The sequence below is a fragment of the Kineococcus sp. NPDC059986 genome, assembly GCF_040702905.1.
GTDB lineage: Bacteria > Actinomycetota > Actinomycetes > Actinomycetales > Kineococcaceae > Kineococcus.
The window spans coordinates 45,153-65,957 of sequence record NZ_JBFBND010000005.1 but is presented as its reverse complement, the minus strand read 5'-3'; the positions used below and the strand labels follow the sequence as shown (position 1 = coordinate 65,957).

The 20,805-nt window shown below is 75.1% G+C and carries 19 protein-coding genes and 2 riboswitches; of the genes, 11 read left to right on the top strand and 8 right to left on the bottom strand.

The genetic code is table 11. The features are described from left to right. Positions 1–16 precede the first annotated feature (16 nt). The 3 genes from purN to AB0637_RS06050 are packed head-to-tail and all read left to right on the top strand — an operon-like array spanning position 17 to position 2,543. Positions 17–676 carry a phosphoribosylglycinamide formyltransferase gene (purN, locus tag AB0637_RS06060; protein WP_366170338.1) on the top strand — a complete coding sequence of 220 codons (660 nt, stop codon included), beginning with the start codon at positions 17–19 and terminating at the stop codon, positions 674–676. Next, positions 676–2,247 (top strand): bifunctional phosphoribosylaminoimidazolecarboxamide formyltransferase/IMP cyclohydrolase, encoded by a 1,572-nt coding sequence (gene purH / locus AB0637_RS06055; protein WP_366170336.1) that lies wholly within the window; start codon positions 676–678, stop codon positions 2,245–2,247. Before purN ends, purH begins: the two co-directional genes overlap by 1 nt. Before the next feature lie 14 nt (positions 2,248–2,261). Further along, complete coding sequence (locus AB0637_RS06050; protein WP_366170334.1) at positions 2,262–2,543, top strand: DUF3017 domain-containing protein; 282 nt, start codon at positions 2,262–2,264, stop codon at positions 2,541–2,543. Between the two features lie 23 nt (positions 2,544–2,566). Here the strand turns inward: AB0637_RS06050 and AB0637_RS06045 are convergent, their stop codons facing one another. The 3 genes from AB0637_RS06045 to AB0637_RS06035 are packed head-to-tail and all read right to left on the bottom strand — an operon-like array spanning position 2,567 to position 5,236. Next, entirely contained in the window at positions 2,567–3,475 is a 909-nt protein-coding gene (locus tag AB0637_RS06045; protein ID WP_366170332.1) for a MetQ/NlpA family ABC transporter substrate-binding protein, read from the bottom strand. Further along, positions 3,465–4,223 (bottom strand): methionine ABC transporter permease, encoded by a 759-nt coding sequence (locus AB0637_RS06040; protein ID WP_366170330.1) that lies wholly within the window; start codon positions 4,221–4,223, stop codon positions 3,465–3,467. The genes AB0637_RS06045 and AB0637_RS06040 overlap by 11 nt, the downstream gene beginning before the upstream one ends. Next, a complete protein-coding gene (locus AB0637_RS06035) occupies positions 4,220–5,236 on the bottom strand; it encodes an ATP-binding cassette domain-containing protein (protein ID WP_366170328.1) in 1,017 nt (338 codons plus the stop codon). Before AB0637_RS06035 ends, AB0637_RS06040 begins: the two co-directional genes overlap by 4 nt. A 144-nt stretch (positions 5,237–5,380) precedes the next feature. Beyond that, positions 5,381–5,490: riboswitch (SAM riboswitch) on the bottom strand. A 160-nt stretch (positions 5,491–5,650) separates the two neighbouring features. Further along, positions 5,651–5,733: riboswitch (SAM riboswitch) on the top strand. A gap of 10 nt (positions 5,734–5,743) precedes the next feature. Here AB0637_RS06035 and sfnG point away from each other — a divergent pair. From sfnG to idi, 3 genes are read left to right on the top strand one after another with little or no spacing between them, the layout of a single operon-like run. Continuing rightward, positions 5,744–6,889 carry a dimethylsulfone monooxygenase SfnG gene (gene sfnG / locus AB0637_RS06030; protein ID WP_366170326.1) on the top strand — a complete coding sequence of 382 codons (1,146 nt, stop codon included), beginning with the start codon at positions 5,744–5,746 and terminating at the stop codon, positions 6,887–6,889. 56 nt (positions 6,890–6,945) lie between these two features. Continuing rightward, positions 6,946–7,917 carry an N-acetylmuramoyl-L-alanine amidase gene (locus tag AB0637_RS06025; RefSeq protein ID WP_366170324.1) on the top strand — a complete coding sequence of 324 codons (972 nt, stop codon included), beginning with the start codon at positions 6,946–6,948 and terminating at the stop codon, positions 7,915–7,917. A 19-nt stretch (positions 7,918–7,936) separates the two neighbouring features. After that, positions 7,937–8,467, top strand: coding sequence for an isopentenyl-diphosphate Delta-isomerase (idi, locus tag AB0637_RS06020; RefSeq protein ID WP_366170322.1), 531 nt, complete (start codon positions 7,937–7,939; stop codon positions 8,465–8,467). On the opposite strand, the gene AB0637_RS06015 is transcribed toward idi, so the two are convergent. The 4 genes from AB0637_RS06015 to AB0637_RS06000 all read right to left on the bottom strand — a co-directional run bounded on the left by AB0637_RS06015 (position 8,430) and on the right by AB0637_RS06000 (position 14,278). Next, a complete protein-coding gene (locus AB0637_RS06015; protein ID WP_366170320.1) occupies positions 8,430–11,117 on the bottom strand; it encodes an AAA family ATPase in 2,688 nt (895 codons plus the stop codon). The genes idi and AB0637_RS06015 overlap by 38 nt on opposite strands. Further along, complete coding sequence (locus AB0637_RS06010) at positions 11,114–12,244, bottom strand: metallophosphoesterase (RefSeq protein WP_366170520.1); 1,131 nt, start codon at positions 12,242–12,244, stop codon at positions 11,114–11,116. Before AB0637_RS06010 ends, AB0637_RS06015 begins: the two co-directional genes overlap by 4 nt. Before the next feature lie 140 nt (positions 12,245–12,384). Beyond that, positions 12,385–12,642: an acyl-CoA carboxylase subunit epsilon gene (locus AB0637_RS06005; RefSeq protein WP_366170318.1), complete on the bottom strand. Its 258-nt coding sequence runs from the start codon at positions 12,640–12,642 to the stop codon at positions 12,385–12,387. Between the two features lie 25 nt (positions 12,643–12,667). After that, on the bottom strand, positions 12,668–14,278 hold the full coding sequence (locus AB0637_RS06000) for an acyl-CoA carboxylase subunit beta (protein ID WP_366170316.1): 1,611 nt from the start codon (positions 14,276–14,278) through the stop codon (positions 12,668–12,670). A 110-nt stretch (positions 14,279–14,388) separates the two neighbouring features. Here AB0637_RS06000 and AB0637_RS05995 point away from each other — a divergent pair, with 110 nt between their 5' ends. The 3 genes from AB0637_RS05995 to AB0637_RS05985 all read left to right on the top strand — a co-directional run bounded on the left by AB0637_RS05995 (position 14,389) and on the right by AB0637_RS05985 (position 18,049). After that, positions 14,389–15,603, top strand: a complete 1,215-nt coding sequence (locus tag AB0637_RS05995; RefSeq protein WP_366170314.1) for an NADP-dependent isocitrate dehydrogenase — start codon at positions 14,389–14,391, stop codon at positions 15,601–15,603. 143 nt (positions 15,604–15,746) lie between these two features. Continuing rightward, entirely contained in the window at positions 15,747–17,150 is a 1,404-nt protein-coding gene (locus AB0637_RS05990) for a HAMP domain-containing sensor histidine kinase (protein WP_366170312.1), read from the top strand. A gap of 8 nt (positions 17,151–17,158) precedes the next feature. After that, positions 17,159–18,049 carry a TAXI family TRAP transporter solute-binding subunit gene (locus tag AB0637_RS05985; protein WP_366170310.1) on the top strand — a complete coding sequence of 297 codons (891 nt, stop codon included), beginning with the start codon at positions 17,159–17,161 and terminating at the stop codon, positions 18,047–18,049. A 20-nt stretch (positions 18,050–18,069) separates the two neighbouring features. Here the strand turns inward: AB0637_RS05985 and AB0637_RS05980 are convergent, their stop codons facing one another. Then, positions 18,070–18,975 carry a neutral zinc metallopeptidase gene (locus AB0637_RS05980; RefSeq protein ID WP_366170308.1) on the bottom strand — a complete coding sequence of 302 codons (906 nt, stop codon included), beginning with the start codon at positions 18,973–18,975 and terminating at the stop codon, positions 18,070–18,072. A gap of 75 nt (positions 18,976–19,050) precedes the next feature. Here AB0637_RS05980 and AB0637_RS05975 point away from each other — a divergent pair, with 75 nt between their 5' ends. Beyond that, positions 19,051–20,040, top strand: a complete 990-nt coding sequence (locus tag AB0637_RS05975; protein ID WP_366170306.1) for a nucleoside hydrolase — start codon at positions 19,051–19,053, stop codon at positions 20,038–20,040. Further along, positions 20,037–20,798 (top strand): tyrosine-protein phosphatase, encoded by a 762-nt coding sequence (locus AB0637_RS05970; RefSeq protein ID WP_366170304.1) that lies wholly within the window; start codon positions 20,037–20,039, stop codon positions 20,796–20,798. The genes AB0637_RS05975 and AB0637_RS05970 overlap by 4 nt, the downstream gene beginning before the upstream one ends. Positions 20,799–20,805 lie beyond the last annotated feature (7 nt).

The window sequence follows — 20,805 nt, the reverse complement described above, 5'->3', positions numbered from 1 at the left end:
GCTAGAGTCCGTGCACGTGCCCGCCGGTCCCCCCGCCCCCGCTCCCGCAGCTCCCGTGCGGGTGGTCGTCCTGGCCTCCGGCTCGGGGTCGACGCTGCAGGCCCTGCTGGACTCCCCGGACCGCGGCCTCCTGTGGGAGGTCGTCGCCGTCGGCTCCGACAAGCCCGGCGTGCTCGCGCTCGAGCGCGCCGCCGGTGCCGGGGTCCCGACCTTCACCGTGACACCCGCCGCGTTCGCCGACCGGCCCGCGTGGGACGCCGCGCTCGCCGCCGAGGTCGCGCGCCACGATCCGGGGCTCGTCGTCCTCGCGGGGTTCATGCGCATCCTCGGCGCCCCCCTCGTCGAGGCCCACGCCGGGCGGATGGTCAACACGCACCCCGCGCTGCTGCCGTCGTTCCCCGGCGCCCACGGCGTCCGGGACGCGCTCGCCCACGGCGTCAAGGTCACCGGTTGCACCGTGCACCTCGTCGACGCCGGCGTGGACACCGGACCGATCCTCGACCAGGCCGCCGTCCGGGTGCTGCCCGACGACGACGAGGCGAGCCTGCACGAACGGATCAAGGCCGTCGAACGCGACCTGCTCGCCGACGTCGTGAGCCGGTTGGCCCGCGAGAGGACCCACCGCACGAGCACGAACTCCGACACCCCCCACCCCGAGAGGACGGCACCCCGCTGATGGACCCCCAGGCCACGAAGGTCCCCGTGAAGCGCGCGCTGGTCAGCGTCTACGACAAGACCGGCCTGGAGGAGCTCGCCCAGGGCCTGCACGCCGCGGGCGTCGCGCTCGTCTCCACGGGGTCGACCGCGACGCGCATCGCCGCCGCGGGGGTTCCGGTGACGCCCGTCGAGGAGCTCACCGGGTTCCCCGAGTGCCTCGACGGCCGCGTCAAGACGCTGCACCCGCGCGTGCACGCGGGGATCCTCGCCGACCGTCGGCTGCCCGACCACGTCCGCCAGCTCGCCGAGCTCGACGTCGAACCCTTCGACCTCGTGGTCGTGAACCTCTACCCCTTCGCCGCCACGGTCGCCTCCGGCGCCGCGTACGACGAGGTCGTCGAGCAGATCGACATCGGCGGCCCCTCGATGGTCCGCGCGGCGGCGAAGAACCACCCGAGCGTGGCCGTCGTCGTCGACCCCGCCCGCTACGGCGACGTCCTGACCGCCGTGGCCGACGGGGGTTTCGAGCTGAGCGCCCGCCGCCGGCTGGCCGCGGCCGCGTTCGCGCACACCGCCGCCTACGACACCGCCGTCGCGACGTGGTTCGCGCAGCAGACCCTCGACGCCGATGACCAGGGCTGGCCGGCCGTGGCCGGGATCGCGCTCGAGCGCACCGACGTCCTGCGCTACGGGGAGAACCCGCACCAGCAGGCCGCCGTCTACGCCGACCCGACCGCCGCCCCCGGCATCGCGCAGGCCGTCCAGCTGCACGGCAAGGCCATGTCCTACAACAACTACGTCGACGCCGACGCCGCCCTGCGCGCCGCGTACGACTTCCCCGGACCGGCCGTCGCCGTCATCAAGCACGCCAACCCCTGCGGCATCGCGACCGGCACGGACGTCGCCGACGCCCACGCCAAGGCCCACGCGTGCGACCCGGTCTCGGCCTACGGCGGGGTCATCGCCGCGAACCGCGTCGTGACGCGCGCCATGGCCGAGCAGGTCGCCCCCGTCTTCACCGAGGTCGTCATCGCCCCCGGGTTCGAGCCCGAGGCGCTGGCGGTGCTGCAGGAGAAGAAGAACGTCCGCCTCCTGCAGCTGCCCGAGGGGTACGGCCGCGGCGCGCAGGAGTGGCGCCACGTCTCCGGCGGTGTCCTCGTGCAGACCCTCGACGCGGTCGACGCCGACGGCGACGACCCGGCGGCCTGGACCCTCGCGGCCGGGGAGGCCGCCTCGCCCGAGGTCCTCGCCGACCTCGCGTTCGCCTGGCGCGCGGTGCGTGCGGTGCGCTCCAACGCGATCCTGCTCGCCAAGGACGGCGCGTCCGTCGGCGTCGGCATGGGGCAGGTGAACCGCGTCGACTCCTGCCGCCTCGCGGTCGACCGCGCCGGGGCCGAGCGGGCCACGGGCGCCGTCGCGGCCTCCGACGCGTTCTTCCCGTTCGCCGACGGCGCGCAGATCCTGCTCGACGCCGGTGTCCGGGCGATCGTGCAGCCCGGCGGGTCCATCCGCGACGCCGAGGTCGTCGAGGCCGCGACGACGGCGGGCGTGACGATGTACTTCACCGGCGCCCGGCACTTCGCCCACTGACGGGGACGGCGCAGGTGGTCGGTACCGAGCGGGTCCCCGGACCGGGGAACGCCGTCCTGCTGACGCTCGTCGGCGGGATCGTCGCGGCCCTGGCGCTGACGCTGCTCGCCGGGCCGACGGTCGGCGGGGTCCTGCTCGGCACGGACCTCGCCGTCGCCGCCGTCCTGCGCCTCGTCCTCCCGGTGCGGATCGCGGGTTCGCTCGCGGTCCGCTCCCGGGGGGTCGACGTGGCGATGCTGCTGGTGCTCGCCGTCTCCTGCCTCGTCCTCGCCGGGGTCGTGCCGACCCCGGTCTGAGGACTCCGTCCCGAGGTCGCCGGTCAGTTCGCGTCGAGCGGCAGCAGCACGTCCTTCACGTCCGGGTTCGTCGCGAGGTACTCCTGGACCTTCGGGTCCTGGAACGTCGCGACGAGCGCCTTGATGTTCTCGGAGTCCTTCCAGCGCGAGCCGATGGTCAGCTGACCGGCGAACTCGTCGGGCGCGGTCGGGGCGAAGATCTGCTGCTCGATCGGGATCTGCGCCGCGAGGTAGTACTCGGTGTAGCCCACGGCGGCGTCGAGGTCGGGCAGCGCCCGGGACTGGGCACCGAAGTCGAGCAGCGTGAAGTTCAGGTTCTTCGGGTTGCTCGCGATGTCCTGCACCGTCGCCTTGCCGGCGTCCGTGCCCGGCTTGAGCGTGATGAGCCCGGCCTTCTCGAGGACGAACAACCCCTGCGACTCGTTGGCGGGGTCGGAGTACAGCGAGACGGTCCCGCCGTCCGGGATGTCCTGCGGGGTCTTCCACTTCGCCGACCACAGACCGAAGCCCCAGCGGAACACCGGCGTCGCGGCCTCCTCGCGGAAGTCGGGGTTCGCCTGCAGGACCTGGCCCAGCCACAGCTTGTGCTGGTAGATCGTGCCGGCGACCTCACCGTCGCTCACGGCGCGGTTGATGGTGTTCGAGTCCGCCAGCGCCTTGAACGCGACCGTGATCCCGTGCGAGGGGGCGACGTCCTTCGCGATGTACTCGATGAGCGCCTCCTCGCGGGCGTTCCCCTCGGCCGTGGCGACGTAGAGCGTGGCGCCGGCCTGCGTGTTCGCCGTGGTGTCCCCGCCGAGGCGCGGGACGACGATCGCGGCGGCGGCGCCGAGCAGGACGACCGCCCCGCCGGCGACGAACGGCCAGCGCCGCCGCTTGCGGATCTCGAAGCCGTGGTCGTCGGTGCTGGGTTCGCGGATCTCAGTGGACAAGGGTCTTCTCCAGGTTCTGGGTGGGGTTCGAGCGGGGGTTCGCGGAGGAGTTCGAGCGGGGGTTCGTGCGGGAGGAGCGGCGGCGGGTGCGGGGGTCCGCGGCCCGGGCCAGGGCGTCCCCGGTGAGCTGCACGAGGGCGACCAGCGCGACGAGGACGACGATGGTCGCGATCATCACGGCGTGGTCGAAGCGCTGGTACCCGTAGGTGACCGCGACGTAGCCGATGCCCCCGGCGCCGATGGTTCCCGCGATGGCCGAGTACTCGATCATCGCGATGGTGTTGATGGTCAGCCCGCCGATGATCGACGGGGTCGCCTCGGCCAGCTGGACGGTCGTGATGACCTGCAGCGGAGAGGCTCCCGACGCCTGCGCGACGGCGACCAGGTTCGGCGGCACCGAGCGCAGCGAGTTCTCCACGATCCGGGCGAAGAACGCCGTGCCCGCCAGCACCATGGGGACGACGGCCGCGCGGATGCCGATGTTCGTCCCCGTGACGAACCGGGTGAACGGCACGAGGGCGGCCATGAGCACGAGGAACGGCAGCGACCGGCCCGTGCTGACGACCCACGACAGGACGGTGTGGGCGACCCGGTGCTCCAGCAGCCCGCCCGGCGCGAGGTTGTGCACGAGGACGCCGATCGGGACGCCGAGCAGCACGACGATCGTCATGACGATGCCCACCATGAGCAGGGTGTCGACGAGCGCGGGCGCGATGAGGGCGGGGATCTGGTCGAGCGGGGTGTTCACACGAGGTCCAGTTCTCGGGGGGAGGGCACCGTCGACGGCGAGGTCTGCGCGTGCAGGCCCCGGCGGTCGAGGGCGGCGGTGAGCAGGGTGGGGTCGAGCGCCGCGGGGACGCCGAGGGTCGCGTGCCCGACGGTGCGTCCCGCGACGGTCCCGACCGAGGCCCCGAGCAGGGCCAGGTCGTGGCCGAGTTCCCGGGACGCGGCGCTGAGCCAGTCGGCCGGGACGTCGTCGCCGCGGTAGTGCACCTCCCAGACGACGAGCCCGCCCGCGTCGCCGACACCGCGGCGGGGGAGCAGGGCCGCCCCCACGGGGGAGGCCGGGTCGCGCAGGACGTCCAGCAGCGGGGCGGCCTCGACGATGCGTCCGTGCTCGAGCCGGGCGACGGCGTCCGCGACGTCGACGACGGTGTCCATCTCGTGGGTGATGAAGAGGATCGCCAGGCCCAGGTCGTCGCGCAGCTCCCGCAGCAGGCCGGTGATCGAGGCCGTCGCCTGCGGGTCCAGTCCCGAGGTCGCCTCGTCGGACAGCAGGACCCCCGGCCGCAGGGCGAGCGCCCGCGCGATGCCGACCCGCTGGCGCTGGCCGCCGGACAGTTCGTGCGGGTAGCGGTCGGCCAGACCCGCCAGCCCGACCCGGTCCAGCAGTTCGGCGACGCGACGCGTGCGGTCCCGCGGCACGACACCGAGGTAGCGCAGCGGGAGTTCGACGTTCTGCGCGGCGGTGCGGCGGGTCTGCAACCCGTCGGACTGGAAGATCGTGCCGATGCGGCGCCGCGCCTCCCGCAGTCGGCCCGCGCCCAGCTGGGTGAGGTCCTGGCCGCTGACCACGACGGACCCCGACGTGGGCCGGGTCAGCAGCGTCACGCACTGTGCGAGCGTGCTCTTGCCGGCGCCGCTCGGACCGACGACGGCGGTGATGCTGCCGGCGGGGACCGTGAGGTCGAGGCGGTCCAGGACCGTGGTGGTGTGCGGGGCTTCCCCGTAGGTCTTGGTGAGGTGGCGCAGTTCGATCACGACGGCTCCTGGGCGAGGGTCCCGGGCGGGGTCCGGGCAGGGGTGGTCGCGGGCCCGGCGGGGCGCCGGGTCCGGAGACGGGACAGAGCAGCAGAGGGGTGCGCTCAGCGGGAGCGGGGACAGGCCTTCGACACGGGTGCTCCTGGTTCGTCCTTGCCCGCAACTCCTGCGGACCTGGTCCTCACCCGGAGCACCCCGTGACGAATCAGGGTTGCCGGCCAGCGAGCCGGGGCTTGACGCTGGCGCTCATGACCTGCTTCGGACTGTGACAGCCGTCCGCCGACGTCGTCAAGCGGTTCCGGAGGATCGGCCCTCGGAAAGGGTTGTCCCACATCCGCTGGGCCGCAACGGACAGAGGCGCGGTCCCGGAAGTTCGGGGCGCTGAACGGCGCGACGACGGGGTACGCTTCGACGAACCCATCCAGAGCGGCTGAGAGACCTGGCTCGACGACGCCGCAGCAACCCCACGGGGGTGCTACCGCCAGGACCGATGGAGGACGCGCCGCGATGCCCCTGCACGAACCCCTGAAGTTCGCCTACTGGGTCCCCAACGTCTCCGGGGGCCTCGTCGTCTCGACGATCGAGCAGCGCACCAGCCACGACCCCGCCTACAACGTCGAGGTGGCCAAGGCGGCCGAGCGCGTCGGGTTCGAGTACGCCCTGACCCAGGTGCGCTACCTCGCCTCCTACGGTGCGGACGCCCAGCACGAGTCCACCTCGTTCTCCCTGGCCCTCCTGCTCGCGACCGAGCGGCTCAAGGTCATCGCCGCGGTCCACCCGTTCTTCTGGCACCCCGGTGTGCTCGCCAAGTTCGCCGCGACCGCGCAGGAACTGACCCAGAACCGCCTCGCGCTGAACATCGTGTCCGGCTGGTTCAAGAACGAGGCGACACAGCTCGGCGTCACCTGGCACGAGCACGACGACCGCTACAAGCAGTCCGAGGAGTTCATCGAGCTCCTGCGCGGTGTCTGGACCGAGGACGGCTACAGCCAGTCGGGTGACTTCTTCAACGCCACCGACATCACCTTCCGCCCGCAGCCGAAGGTCGCGCCCGAGCTGTTCCAGGGCGGCAACTCCACCGCCGCGCAGGCCATGGCCGGCCGCGTCAGCGACTGGTACTTCATGAACGGCAAGAGCCTCGCCGCGGCGGCCCAGGGCGTGCGCGAGGTCAGCGCGCAGGCCGCGGCCAACGGCCGTTCCCTCCGCTTCGGGGTCAACGGCTTCGCCGTCGTCCGCGACACCCACGAGGAGGCCGAGGCGGTCCTCGAGGAGATCATCGCCAAGGCCGACCGCACCAAGGTCGAGGGCTTCGGCGAGGCGGTGAAGGAGGCCGGCAGCTCGTCGAAGGACGGCAAGGGCATGTGGGCCGACAGCGAGTTCCGCGACCTCGTGCAGTACAACGACGGCTTCCGCACGGGCCTCGTCGGCACCGCGGACGAGGTCGCCCGCCGCATCCTGGCCTACCGCCTCGTCGGCGTGGACCTCATGCTCCTGGGCTTCCTCCACGTCAAGGAGGAGGTCGAGGCCTTCGGCGAGCTCGTCATCCCGCGGGTGCGCGAGCTCGAGGCGCGCCTGGCCGCGGGCGAGGACCTGCAGCTCGGCGCCGAGCTGGACGAGGCCGTCACCGCCGCGACGGAGCCCGTCCCCGTCTGATCCGGACCGGGTCGGTGGGGAGTCGTCTCGCAGGAGTCGGGGGAGGGGGTCGGACCGTGCCACGCAGTGCGGGGCGCTGGTCCGGCCCCCTCCTCGTGCTCCTGCTGCTGGGGGCGTGCTCCAGCCCCACGCCGGTGCCCGCCACCACCCCGAACCCGTCCGTCCCGACCCCGTCCGTGACGACCTCGTCCGCCACGACCTCGTCCGCCACGACCTCGCCCGTGACGCCGGCGGCGCCGACGGGGACGCCCCTCTCCTCTCCGGCCGGCACGCCCGCCGCCACCCCGCCCGCGGCCCCGGCGACCTCCCGCTCCGCCACCCCCCTCGCGGCTCCCTCCGCACCGGCGGGACGCCGGGCCCCCGTCGTCGTGCTGGACCCCGGGCACAACGGGGGCAACGGCGCCCACCCGGCGCAGATCGGGTCCCTGGTGCCCGCCGGCGGCTTCGAGAAGCCCTGCAACACCGCGGGCACCGAGACCGACGCCGGCTACCCCGAGCACGCCTTCGCGTTCGACGTCGCCCAGCGGACCGCGGCCCTGTTGCGTGCGCGGGGGACCACGGTCGTCCTCACCCGCCCCGACGACACCGGCGTCGGGCCGTGCGTCGACGTCCGGGCGGCCCTGGCCAACGAGGCCGGGGCGTCGCTCGCGGTCTCCGTCCACGCCGACGGCGCGCCCGCGGACGACCAGGGCTTCCACGTCGCCGAACCCGCGCTCGCCCCCGACGGTGGCAACGCCGCCGTCCTCGCCCCCTCCGACGTTGCCGCCCGGGACCTGCTCACGGCCTTCGGGGCGGCGACGGGACTGCCCCCGGCGACCTACCCGGGCGACCTCGTCGCCCCCGGTCTGACCCGGCGTTCCGACCTCGCCGGCCTGAACCTCGCCCGGACCCCGGCGGTCCTGCTGGAGGCCGGGAACATGCGCAACGCGCAGGAGGCGGCCCTGCTCTCCGACCCCTCCTTCCGGCAGCGCGCCGCCGAGGGGATCGCCTCGGGTGTCGCGGCGTTCCTCGCGCGCAGCACCCCCTGAGACGGCTTACGGTGCTCCGGTGACCCTCGCCCCCGCCGACCCCACGGTCGAACTGGTCGTCCTGCTGACCGAGGACGGCACGCCCTGCGGCACGGCGCCGAAGGCGGACGTGCACCACACGAGCACCCCGCTGCACCTGGCGTTCTCCTGCTGGATCGTCGACGGCGCCGGCCGGACGCTGCTCACCCGACGCGCCGCCGTGAAGCGCACGTGGCCCGGGGTGTGGACGAACTCCTTCTGCGGCCACCCCGGCCCGGGGGAGGAACCCGCCGACGCCGTCTCCCGCCGTTCGGTGCAGGAGCTGGGTGCTCCGGTCAGCGACGTGCAGCCGCTGCTGCCGACGTTCCGCTACCGCGCCGTCATGGCCGACGGCACGGTCGAGAACGAGATCTGCCCCGTCTTCACCGCCCGGTTGGCGGGCGAGCTCGCGCTCGACCCCACCGAGGTGGACGACTACCGCTGGGTCGACCTCGCGCAGCTGCGGGCCGAGGTGGCGGCCGAGCCGGGCCCGTTCAGCCCGTGGATGCGCCTGCAGCTGCAGGAGTTCTGACCGACTCCGGATCCGGGTCCTGCGTCAGCCGCAGGACGGTGGCTCCGGGGATCCCGGTGTGCAGACCGGGGCCGGGCGCGAGCAGCAGGACCTGGGTCGTCGGCGCCACGTGCTCGAACACGGCCGCCAGCCGCCGCAACCGGTCGGGGTCGGTGTGCCCGAGGGCGTCGTCGAGGACGACGGGCACGCCGTCGGCCGGGTCCACGAGCGTCGCGCAGGCCAGACGCAGGAGGACGGCGAGCTGCTCGCGCGCACCGGTGGACAGCTGGTCGTAGCCGACCGTCCGCCCGTGCAACGTCCGCTGCACGATCCGCAGGTCGTCGTCGAGGGTGATGCCGAAGGTCTCGCCGAACACCGTGCGCCCCAGCTCTTCCAGGCGGTCGGTGAAGGGCTGCACGTACCGCCGGCGCTGGGAGTCGCGGTGCCGGTCCAGGGTCTGCAGCAGCAGGCGCGCCGCAGCGGCCCGCCGGTCCAGCCCGGCCTGCTCCTCCTCCAGCCGGGCCACGCGTGAGGCGGCCTGGTCCCAGACCTCCTGCCGCTCCTCACCGCCCATGACGGACAGCCGGGCCTGGAGGTGGACGAGCTCACCGTCCAGCGCGTCGCGGCGGGTCGCGAGGGCGTCGAGGGCGGTCTGCACCTCCCGCGCCCGGCGCAGGACGGTGTCCTCGTCGCGGGCGGCGAGGTCGGCCTCCAGGGCCCGGACCTCCTCGGCCGCGGCCGTCGCCTCCGTCGCCGTGCGGGCCACGGCGTCCTCGAGCGCCGCGTCGTCGGCCGCGGCGCGCGCGGCGCTCAGCCGGTCGGCGGCACCGAGCACCTCCGCCCGGGACAGCTCCAGCCGCGTCCGCAGCGCCGTCAGCTCGTGGGCCAGCCGGTCGGCGGTCCGGGCCAGCGCGGTGGCCTCGGCCTGCGCCTCCCGCACACGGGTCCGCTGCTCCTGCACGGCGTTCCGCGCGGCGGCCTCCGCCTGCCGCAGGGCGTGTTGGTCCTGCCCGTCGTCCGGTGCCGGACCCAGCTCGGCGTCCAGCCGGTCGGCCTCGGCGCGCAGCGCGTCCGCGTCCGCGTCGGCCGTCAGCTGGGCCAGCTGCGCCCGGGCCACGTCGACGGCGGCCTGCGCGGCGCGGCGCTCCTCGTGGGCGGCGCGGGCCGCGGCGACGTCCTCGACGCCGGCCGCGGTCAGCAGCTCCTGCAGCCGCGCCGCCGCGGCGTCGAGCTCGTCCGCGACGGGGCCGGTGTCGGCGCCCGGCAGCACGCGGACCGTGGCGAAGCCGGCGACGTCCACGGCGAGCGGCCGGGTGGCGGCGAGCTCCGTGACGGTCCCCGCGGCGACGGGGCGGCCGTCGAGGAGGACCTCCACGGCCGTGGCCTCGACGACGACCCGGGCGGCGACGGCGTCGGCCCGGGCGCGCAACCGGTGCACGGCGTCGTCGGCGGCCTCCAGGGCCCGCACCGTCGTGGCGTCGACGGAGCGTCCCGTGAGCGCCGCCTGCGCCGCGCGCACCTCGTCGGCGGCCGCGGTCACGGCGGCCAGCCGGCGGCGGACGCTGCGCAGCGCGGCCCGGTCGACCGCGCGGCGCACGGCCTGGGCCGCGGTGTCGGCGGCCTCGCCGGCCGCGTCCAGGGCGGCGGCCCGTTCCTGGGCCGACGCCGCGGCCGCGGCGGCCAGCGTCCGCGCCTCCTCCGTCGCGGGCCCGAGGTCGGCGGCCCGGGCGGTGTCCTGGTCGAGGGCGGCCGTGCGGCGGGCCAGGTCCGCGACCTCGCGCCGGCGGGTCGCGAGGGCGTCCCGGGCCCCGGCCGCAGCGCGGTCCGCGGCGGCCGCGCGCTCGCGGGCGGCGACGAGGCGGTCGCGCCGGGCGGCGAGGTCGGCGACGAGCGCGGCGAGGTCGGTGGCCTCGGCCGTCCGGGCGCTGAGCTCCTGGACGACCTCGGCGCGGTCGGCGGTCACCTCGGCGTGCCGGTCGGCGTCGTCGGCCAGCAGGTCCAGCGCCTCCCGGGCCCGCGCCGCCTCGGTGCGGGCGAGCGCGAGCTCCTCCGCGCACGCGCGGTGCCGGCCCGTGGGGCGGCCCGTGGCCGTCCAGAACTGCGCGGCCCGGTCGGCGGTGGCCGCGTAGAGCGACTGCGCGCCGTCCGCCCCGTCCTGCGCCGAGCCGGCGGCCGCGTCGAGGGCCGCGGCCAGGGCGGAGCTGCCGCTGAGGGCCGCGTCGTCGCGGGCTCTGCCGGTCGTTGCGCCGGGGGTGGCGTCCTGCAGGACCCGCAGGGCGTCCCACAGGGCCTGGTCGAGGGTCTCGGTGAGGATGTCGCGCACGCGCTGGTGCGCCTCGTCGCCGGTGAGCTGCTCGCGGCGCGGTGCGTGCACCGTGAGCGTCGTGGCGGGTCGGCTGTGCCACTGCTTGCGCAGCGTGAAGCGGTAGGGGCCCGTGCTGATCTCGGCCTCGACGGCGCTCGGGGCGTCCCGGTGCACGGGTTTGACGGCCAGGACGGAGGCCTTGCGGGAGGAGTGCTTCTCCGTCAGGAGCATGTCGAGGGCCTCGAGCGTGGAGGACTTCCCGACCTCGTTGGCCCCTTCGAGCACGACGACCCCCTGCTCGGGCAGGACGAGCTCGCGGTGCTCGACGCCGCGGAAGTCGTCGAGCACGAGGCGGTGGATCCTCACCGGGCGGCCCCGGTGAGCCGGAAGACGAGCGCGAGGGCGTCGCGGGCGGCGGCCGCGTCGGGGCCGTCGCCGGCTGCGACCTGCGCGAGCTCGGCGACGGCGGCGTCCGCGAACCCCCCGACGGCGAGGTCGGCGAGCTCGGCCTCGTCGGCGCGGACCACGAGGTCGGTGTGCCGGGCCCAGTGCTGCAGACCGGCCAGCCGGTCCGCCTGCGCGGCGAGCAGGTCGTCGAGCTGCGCCCCGGCGCGCACTGTGAGCGTCCCCGTCAGGGCCAGCGTCAGGACCGTGCGGTCCTTGGCGGGCAGGGCGTCGAGCCGTCGGCCGAGCGCCTCGACGTCCGCGGCGGAGTCGAGTTCCGCGCGCACGAGGGGGAAGTGCCACCGCCCCACGCGGACGGGTTCGACCTTCGGCGGCGAGGCGTCGCTGACCGTCACGACGAGGACGTTGCCCGGGTTGGTCTCGAGGCGGTCGGTCACCTCCTGGGTGCCCGAGTACCAGACGGCCCCGGACCGCCCGACCTGCGTCGTGGAGTGCCGGTCGCCCAGGGCGACGTAGTGCAGGCGTCCCTGTGCGACGGCGTCCTCGAGGGGGGCCAGGGCGATGCGGGCCGGGTCCTCGCGGTCCGGGGACAGCTCGTCGACGGCGCCGTGGCCCACGACGACGCGCAGCGTCCCGTCCGCCGGCAACCCGTCGACGGCCGCGGCGACGAGGTCGTGCGTGGGGTGCTTGGACGTCCACGGCGCGGCGACGACCTCGACGCCCTCGCGGACGGTGACCGGCCCCGGCGCGTCCAGGACGTGGACGTGCTGCAGCCCCGGACGCCCCGCGAGGGCCCGCAGCTGCGAGCCGGCGTCGAGCGGGTCGTGGTTGCCGGGCAGCAGGAACACCGGCAGCCCGTCGAACGCGGCGAGGGCGTCGGCGGCGCGGGCCAGCACCTTCGGCCCGACGGCGTTGGACTCCAGGACGTCACCGCACACGACGACGAACTCGGCCTCGTGCTCGCGGGCGACCGCAGCGATGCGGAGCACCGCGTCGAGCCGGTCCTGGGTGTAGCGGGGCTGGGCGTCGGCGTCGAGGAAGTGCCGGGTCATGCCCAGCTGCCAGTCGGCGGTGTGCACGAAGCGCACCTCGGACGGGGCGGGGTGCGGGGTGGGGCGCGAGGTGTTCGAGCCGGTGTTCGACGCCATGTCCCCGACGGTAGGCGAGCCCTCCGACACGACCCCTCCGACGCGCCGCGGGTGGGCGGTCGGACGGGTGGTGGCGACGGTCAGCGGGGCAGCGCGCTCGCACGCCAGGACCCCTGGCCGGGGGCCGGGGGCAGGCCGAGCACGTGCCGGCGGTCGGCCCACCGCGAGCGGGGGGCGGGCACCGTCGCGGCGGCCTGCGGCACGGCGCGGCTCAGCTGGGAGGTGAGGACGACCGTGAGGGCCGCCAGCTCCTCCGGGCCGGGGTTGCCGCGTTCGATGCGCAGTGCGCCGAGGACGTCGCTGAAGCTCACCGCGTCCTGCGGGTTCTCCTGGCTCACCGGGACCTCCTGGCGTCGGGACGCGTCACAGCGGGATGTTGCCGTGCTTCTTGGCGGGCAGCGTGGCCCGCTTGGTGGCCAGGGCCCGCAGCGCGCGGGCCACCTGCACGCGCGTCTCGCTCGGGGCGATGACGGCGTCGACGAACCCGCGCTCGGCCGCCACGTAGGGGTTGGCCAGCTGCAGCTCGTAGTCGTCGACGAGGTCGCGGCGCGTGGCGTCGACGTCCTCGCCGTTCTCGGCGGCGGCCTTCAACGCGCTGCGCTGCAGGATGTTCACCGCCCCCTGGGCGCCCATGACGGCGATCTGGGCGCTCGGCCAGGCCAGGCACACGTCGGCGCCCATCTCCTTGCTGCCCATGACGATGTAGGCGCCGCCGTAGGCCTTGCGCGTGATGACCGTGACGAGCGGGACGGTCGCCTCGGCGTAGGCGAAGAGCAGCTTGGCGCCGCGCCGGATGATGCCGTTCCACTCCTGGTCGGTGCCGGGCAGGAACCCCGGCACGTCGACGAAGGTCAGCACGGGCACGTTGAACGCGTCGCACAGGCGGACGAAGCGGGCGGCCTTCTCGGACGCGTCGATGTCGAGCGTCCCGGCCAGCTGCTGAGGCTGGTTGGCCACGACGCCCACGGGCCGGCCCTCGACGCGGCCGAAGCCCGTGAGGACGTTGGGCGCGAAGAGCTCGTGGACCTGCAGGAACACCTCGTCGTCGAGGACGGCGGCCACGACCGCGGCCATGTCGTACGGCTGGTTGGGGGAGTCCGGGACGATGGTGTCCAGGACCAGGTCGTCCTCGTCGACGAACAGACCGCGCTCGTGCTCCGGCGCCAGCAGCGGCGCCTCGGACAGGTTGTTCGAGGGCAGGAACGACAGCAGCTCGCGGACGTACTCGATGGCCTCGTCCTCGCTCTCGGCGAGGTGGTGCGCGACCCCGGAACGGGTGGCGTGCGTGCGCCCGCCGCCGAGCTCCTCGAAGCCGACGTCCTCGCCCGTCACGGTCCGGATGACGTCCGGGCCCGTGACGAACATGTGCGACGTCTCCTCGACCATCACCGTGATGTCGGTGAGGGCGGGGGAGTAGACGGCCCCGCCCGCCGAGGGCCCGAGGATGAGGGAGACCTGCGGGACGACGCCCGAGGCGTGGACGTTGCGGCGGAAGATGCGCGCGTACTGCACGAGGGAGGCCACGCCCTCCTGGATGCGGGCCCCGCCGCCGTCGTTGATCCCGACGACCGGGCAGCCCGTGGTGGCCGCGAAGTCCTGCAGCTCGGCGATCTTGGCGCCGTGCTCCTCGCCCAGGGAGCCGCCGAAGGCCGTGAAGTCCTGCGCGTAGACGCACACCGGGCGGCCGTCGACCGTCGCGTAGCCCGTGACGACGCCGTCGCCGTCGACGTGCTTGGCCGCCATCCCGAAGGCCGTCGCGCGGCTGCGGACGAGGCCGCCGCGCTCGACGAAGGAGTCCTCGTCCACGAGCGCCGCGATGCGCTCGCGGGCCGTCTTCTTGCCGCGGGGGTGCTGCTTGGCGGCTGCGCGCTCGTCAGCGGCCACGACGGCGGCCTCGGTCCGGGCGCGCAGGGCCGCGAGCTGACCGGCGGTCGTCCGGGGATCGAGCGGCGGGGACGTCTCGGGGCTGCTCACGGAGCCGCAGCGTACGGGACGTCGCGACCCCCGCGGTGACGGCGCGAGCGGTGGGGAGCGGTAGCTTGACGTCGAGAAAGAGCCGGAGTGGAGTCGGAGGGGACAGCACAGTGGCCAAGATCAAGGTTCAGGGTCCGGTCGTCGAGCTCGACGGTGACGAGATGACCCGGATCATCTGGCAGTTCATCAAGGACCGCCTGGTCCACCCGTACCTCGACGTCGACCTGGAGTACTACGACCTCGGCGTCGAGCACCGCGACGCGACCGACGACCAGGTGACGATCGACGCGGCGCACGCGATCCAGAAGGCCGGCGTCGGCGTCAAGTGCGCGACGATCACCCCGGACGAGGCGCGCGTCGAGGAGTTCGGCCTGAAGAAGATGTGGCGGTCCCCGAACGGGACGATCCGCAACATCCTCGGCGGCGTGATCTTCCGCGAGCCGATCATCATCAGCAACATCCCGCGCCTGGTGCCGGGCTGGACGAAGCCGATCATCGTCGGCCGTCACGCCTACGGCGACCAGTACCGCGCGACCGACTTCAAGTTCCCGAGCGCGGGCACCCTCACGGTGACCTTCACGCCGACGGACGGGTCGGAGCCCATCGAGCACGAGGTGTTCCAGGCCCCCGGGGCCGGCGTCTCGCTGTCGATGTACAACCTCGACGCCTCGATCGTCGACTTCGCCCGCGCGTCGCTGAACTACGGCCTGGCCCGGAACTACCCGGTGTACCTGTCCACGAAGAACACGATCCTCAAGGCCTACGACGGCCGGTTCAAGGACATCTTCGAGGAGGTGTTCCAGAACGAGTTCAAGGACAAGTTCGCGGCAGCCGGGATCACGTACGAGCACCGCCTCATCGACGACATGGTCGCCGCCTCCCTGAAGTGGGAGGGCGGGTACGTCTGGGCCTGCAAGAACTACGACGGCGACGTGCAGTCCGACACCGTCGCGCAGGGCTTCGGCTCGCTCGGCCTCATGACGTCGGTGCTGTCCACCCCGGACGGCTCGGTCGTCGAGGCGGAGGCCGCGCACGGCACCGTGACCCGGCACTACCGCCAGCACCAGCAGGGCAAGCCGACCTCGACGAACCCCATCGCGTCGATCTACGCGTGGACCCGGGGCCTGGCCCACCGCGGCAAGCTGGACTCCACCCCCGAGGTCACCGGTTTCGCCGAGACCCTCGAGGACGTCGTCATCAAGACCGTCGAGAGCGGCAAGATGACGAAGGACCTCGCGCTGCTCGTCGGGCCCGACCAGGCCTGGCAGACCACCGAGGAGTTCCTCGGCACGCTCGACGAGAACCTCGCCGCGCGCCTCGCCTGAGGTCGCCGCCGTCGTCCCGACCGGCCCCGCTCCCCGTCGCCGGGGGGCGGGGCTTCGTCGTCCCGCACGGGGTGCGGCACAGTGGGACGCGTGAGCGTTCCCGTCGCGGTCCGCGGCGTCGGCGTCCGGCGGGGCGAGTAGCGGTGCGGCGTCGCCTCGTGCTCGTGCTGACGCTGCTCAGCGTGCTGGCCGTCGCCGCCTTCGCGGTCCCGCTCGCCGCCAGCACGTCGGCGGCCCGCACGACGCAGTTCCTCCTGGTCCGCACCGGGGACCTGGACCGGCTCGCGGCCACGGCGGCGGTCGCGGGGGACGGCGGGGGCAGCGCGGGGGGCGGGGCCGCGACCCTGGCCGAGGACGTCGCCCGGCACCACGAGCTCTACGGCGAACCCGTCCTGGTCGTCGACGCCCGGGGGCGCGTGCGCGCGTCGGCGGGTCTGGGGTCCGACCCCCTCGCGCGCGCCGACACGGCCGCCGCGGTCGACGCCGCCCTGCGCAACCAGCCCGCCGCGGTGCCCGAGGCCCTGTGGCCGTGGTCGCGCGACCCCGTGCTGCTGTGGCGGCCGGTGGGGACGGGGGCGGACGCCGACGGGGCCGTCGTCCTGCAGGCCGATCCCGCGCTCGCCGCCCACGACGTGGCGCGGGCGTGGGCTCTCACCGCCGCCGGCGCCGTCCTCGCCTCGCTGCTCGCGGCCGGGCTCGCGCTGCTGCTGGCGCGCTGGCTGCTGCGGCCCGTGCAGGCCCTCGCCGACGGCGTGCGGGACGTCATGGCCGGGCGCGACGTCCGCCTCCTGCCGGAGACCGGGCCTCGCGAACTGCGGGCGCTGGAACGGTCCTTCCTGACGATGGCCGACACGGTCGCCGCGACCGCCGAACGGCAGCGGCACCTCGTCGCCGAGGCCGCCCACCAGATCCGCAACCCGTTGGCGGCGTTGCAGTTGCGGGTCGACGCGCTGGACCCGCACGTCGGGGGGTCCGGCCGGGCCGGGTACGAGGCCGCCCTCGCGGAGGTCGACCGGCTGAGCGAGATCCTCGACGGGACGCTCGGGCTCGCCGCCGCCGAGGCGTCCGCGGTCGCCTCCGCGGGCCCGGCGCCCGCGGGGTCGTGCGACCCGCTGGAGGTGTGCGCCGACCGCGTCGCGGCGTGGGAACTGCCCGCGCGGCACACCGGCAGAGCGCTCACGGGGCCGGCGGGGGACGCGGCGGCGGCGGTGTGGGTGCCGTGGCCGGCGGGGGAGCTCGCGCAGGTCCTCGACGTGCTCCTCGACAACGCCCTGCGGCACGCCGGCACGGGGGTCCAGGTGTCCCTGAGCGAGACGGACGGGGTCGTCGAGGTCCTCGTCGACGACGACGGTCCCGGCATTCCCGTCGAGGACCGACCGGCTGCGCTGCAGCGGTTCTGGAGCGGTCGCGGCGGGACCGGCCTGGGCCTGGCCATCGCCGACCGGCTCGTGCGCGGGCACGGGGGCGAGCTGACGCTGGACACGTCGCGGGCCGGGGGGCTGCGGGTCCGGGTCGTCCTGCCCAGCGGGTCCGGTGGTGCGGAGTGACGTGCGGGGTGACGCGGCGGGCCCTCCTGAGCGCGGTGCCGGGCGTCCTGCTGGCGGGGTGCTCGGCGTCCCCGGAGCCGCTGCGCCTGGCGGCCGGGGAGGACGGCGGGTTCTACGCCGAGTTCGGCCGGTTGCTGGCCACCGCCCTCACCGACGCCGGTCAGCCGGCCTCGCCGGTGGCGACGGGCGGGAGCGTCGACAACGTCGCGCGCGTGCAGGCGGGGGAGGAGCAGGTCGGGCTGGCCCTGGCCGACGTCGCCGAGACGCCGGCCGCCGCCGGGCTGCGGGCGCTCGGGCGGGTCTACGAGAACTACCTGCAGCTCGTGGTGCGCGCCGACGAACCGGCCACGGACCTCGCGGGGCTGGCGGGCCGCCGCGTCTCGACGGGGGCGCCCGGGTCGGGCGCCGCGCTCACCTCGACCCGGCTGCTCGACCTCGCCGGCGTCGGCGTGGAGCGGGTCACCCTCCCGCTGCGGCAGGCCGTCACGGCGCTCGCCGCCCACGACGTCGACGCCGTTCTGTTCTCCGGCGGTGTGCCGACCCCCGCGCTCGCGCAGTCGTCGGCGCCCGTCCGGTTGCTGCCCCTCGACGGCCTCGTCGGGGGGCTGCGGGCGCGCTGGGGGGAGGTGTACCGGGCCGTCCGGGTGCCCGCGGGCGCCTACGGGGCGACGGGCGCGCGGACGGGGACCGTCGGGGTGTCGAACCTCCTGCTCGCCCGGGCCGAGCTGGCGCAGGACGTCGTGGCGCGGGTCGTCGAGGTGCTCGTCGAACGGGCCGGTGACCTCGTGCCCTCCACGGCCCTCGGGACGCAGTACCTGGACCAGGCCTCGCTCGTCGCCGTGGGGTCCGTCCCCCTGCACCCCGCCGCGGCCGCGACGTACCGGCGGCTGCACGGCTGAGGCCCCGAGGCCGCCCGGGACTACCCCAGGTCGCTCGCCGCGAACGTGTCGCACTGCCGGGGGTCGCCCGTCCGCAACCCCTGTGTGAACCAGCGCTGCCGCTGCTGCGAGGTGCCGTGCGAGTAGCTGTCAGGGTCGGTCGTGCCGTCCCCGAGGTTCGTCTGGATGAAGTCGTCCCCGATGCGGGCCGCGGCGTCCAGGGCGCGGTCGACGTCGTCCTGGGTGAGTTCGGAGATCAGCGGGGCGCCGGAGTCGTCGGGGACGGTCGTCGCGTGGTTGGCCCAGGTGCCGGCGTAGCAGTCGGCCTGGAGTTCCAGCCGGACGCTGCCGCTCGTGGGTCCGGTCTCACCGGGTTGCACCTGGTCGGTCGTCCCGAGCAGGTGCTGGACGTGGTGGCCGTACTCGTGCGCGACGACGTAGGCGTCGACGAACGTCCCGCCCTCGGCGCCGAACCGCTGCCGCAGTTCGTCGAAGAAGGACAGGTCGAGGTACACCCGCTGGTCGGCCGGGCAGTAGAACGGCCCCGTGCCCGACGAGGCTGCCCCGCAGCCGGTCTGCGTCGCACCGGAGAAGTACACCGTCCGCGTCGGGACGTAGGTCGAGCCCAGGACACCGCCCCAGTAGTCCTGGATGGACTCGATGTCGGCGACCACGGCGCACTCCCGGCGGGCGTTCGCGTCCGCACCCGTCCGGCACTCCTGGGCGAGCTGACCGTCGTCGACGGTCTGGCCGGACCCGAGCTGGTCGAGGGTCGACCCCGCCTGCTGCGTCGGGTCGGTGCCGCCCAGCACCTGGAACAGGACGAGGACGAGGATCCCCACGATCCCCAGCCCACCGCCGCCGATGGCGACGGTCCGGCCGCCGCCTCCACGCCGGCGGTCCTCCACACCGCCCGCGTCCAGGCTCGCGTCGTCCCGGTACCTCACAGCCCGCACCTCATGCGCGCCAGCCTGTCGGCACGTCCCGCCGCGCGCCACCGGGCGGTCCCTAGGGTGGGCCCCGTGACCGACACCCCCCGCCGCCAGGTCGTCGTGGACACCGACACCGGCCTCGACGACGCCCTCGCCCTGCTGCTGCTCGCCGGGTCCCCGCACGCCGACATCGCCGCCGTCACCACGGTGTACGGCAACTGCGTCGTGGAGGACTCGCTGCGCAACGCCGCGTACGTGCTGCGGCTGGCCGGGCTGGACGACGTGCCGCTGTCGCGGGGGGCCGCGGGGCCGCTCGTGGGGGAGGCCCACATCGCCGGGTACGTCCACGGGAACGACGGTCTCGGGGACCTCGGGCTGGACCGGCCCGACCCCGCGACGACGCCGGACTCCGCCGCCGAGCGCCTCGTGGCGCTCGCGGACGCCGACCCCGGCCGCTACGACGTCCTCGCGCTCGGGCCCCTGACGAACATCGCCCTCGCGCTGCGCCTGGACCCGCGGTTCCTCTTCAAGGTGCGGTCCCTGACGCTCATGGGCGGTTCCGGTCCCTACCAACCGCTGGGGCGCTCGCTCATGGTCGACGCCAACGTCCAGAACGACCCCGACGCAGCCCACGCGGTCTTCGCGGCCGACCGGCCCGCGGACGACACCGTGACGATGGTCGGCGTCGACGTGACCGGGACCGTCGTCCTCGACGAGGCCATGACGTCCTCGCTGCGGCACGCCGGGACGGCGTGGGGGACGTTCGCCGCCGATGCCCTCGACGCGTACCACCGGTTCTACGTCCACGAGTGGGGCCGGAACGTCGCGCCCGTGCACGACCCGCTCGCCGCGGCCGTCGTCGCCGACCCCTCCCTCGTCCTGCGGCGCGTCAGCGCCCCGGCGGCCGTCACCACCAACGGGTTCGCGACCCGCGCGCGGCTGCTGGAACTGCCCGACGGCACGCCCGCCGCGCTGCCGCAGGAGATCGCGCTGCGGCCGGCCACGGCCGTCGTCGAGGTGGACCGGGCGCGGTTCCTCGCGGGGTTCGTCGGCACCCTCGCGCAGGGACGGACGCGGTGAGCGGACCGCTGGACCCCGAACCGCTGGACCCCGAACCGCTGGACCCCGAACCGCTGGACCCCGAACCGCTGGACCAGGTCGCGAACCTGCGCGACGTCGCGCACACCGACCCGCGGCTGCGGCCGGGGGTCCTGTGGCGCAGTGCCCAGCCGGTGGCCGGGGACGGCCCGCCGCGGGAGGTCGACGCGTGGCCGCCGGCCACCGTCGTGGACCTGCGCTCGGCGGCGGAGGTCCCCGGTGACGGGCACCCGCTGCGGCTGCCGGGGACGCAGGTCCACTCCGTGCCGCTGCTCGACCACGCCGGGGACCCCGAGGCCCTGGCCGAACGGCGGCGCACCCTCGAGGAGGTCTACCTCGGGATGCTGGAGCCGGGGACGGGGCTGCTGCGCGCGACCGAGCTGGTCGCCGGCTCGCCCGCGCCCGTCCTCGTGCACTGCGCGGCCGGGAAGGACCGGACCGGGCTCGTCGTCGCCCTCGTGCTGCGCCTGGTCGGGGTGTCCCGGGAGGCGGTGCTCGCGGACTTCGCGCTGACCACCGCCGCGATGCCCGACGTCATGCGCCGGCTCCTCGCGACGTCGCCGCTGCCCCCGGGTGCGGACCTGTCGACGCTGCCCCCGGAGTACTTCACGGCGCCCACGCAGGCCCTGGCCGCGGTCCTGGACGTGTGGGACCGCCACGAGGGCGGGACCGGGGGCTGGGCGCTCGCCCACGGCGCGGCCCCCGACCTCGTCGACCGGCTGAGCGCGCAGCTGCTCTGAGGCCCAC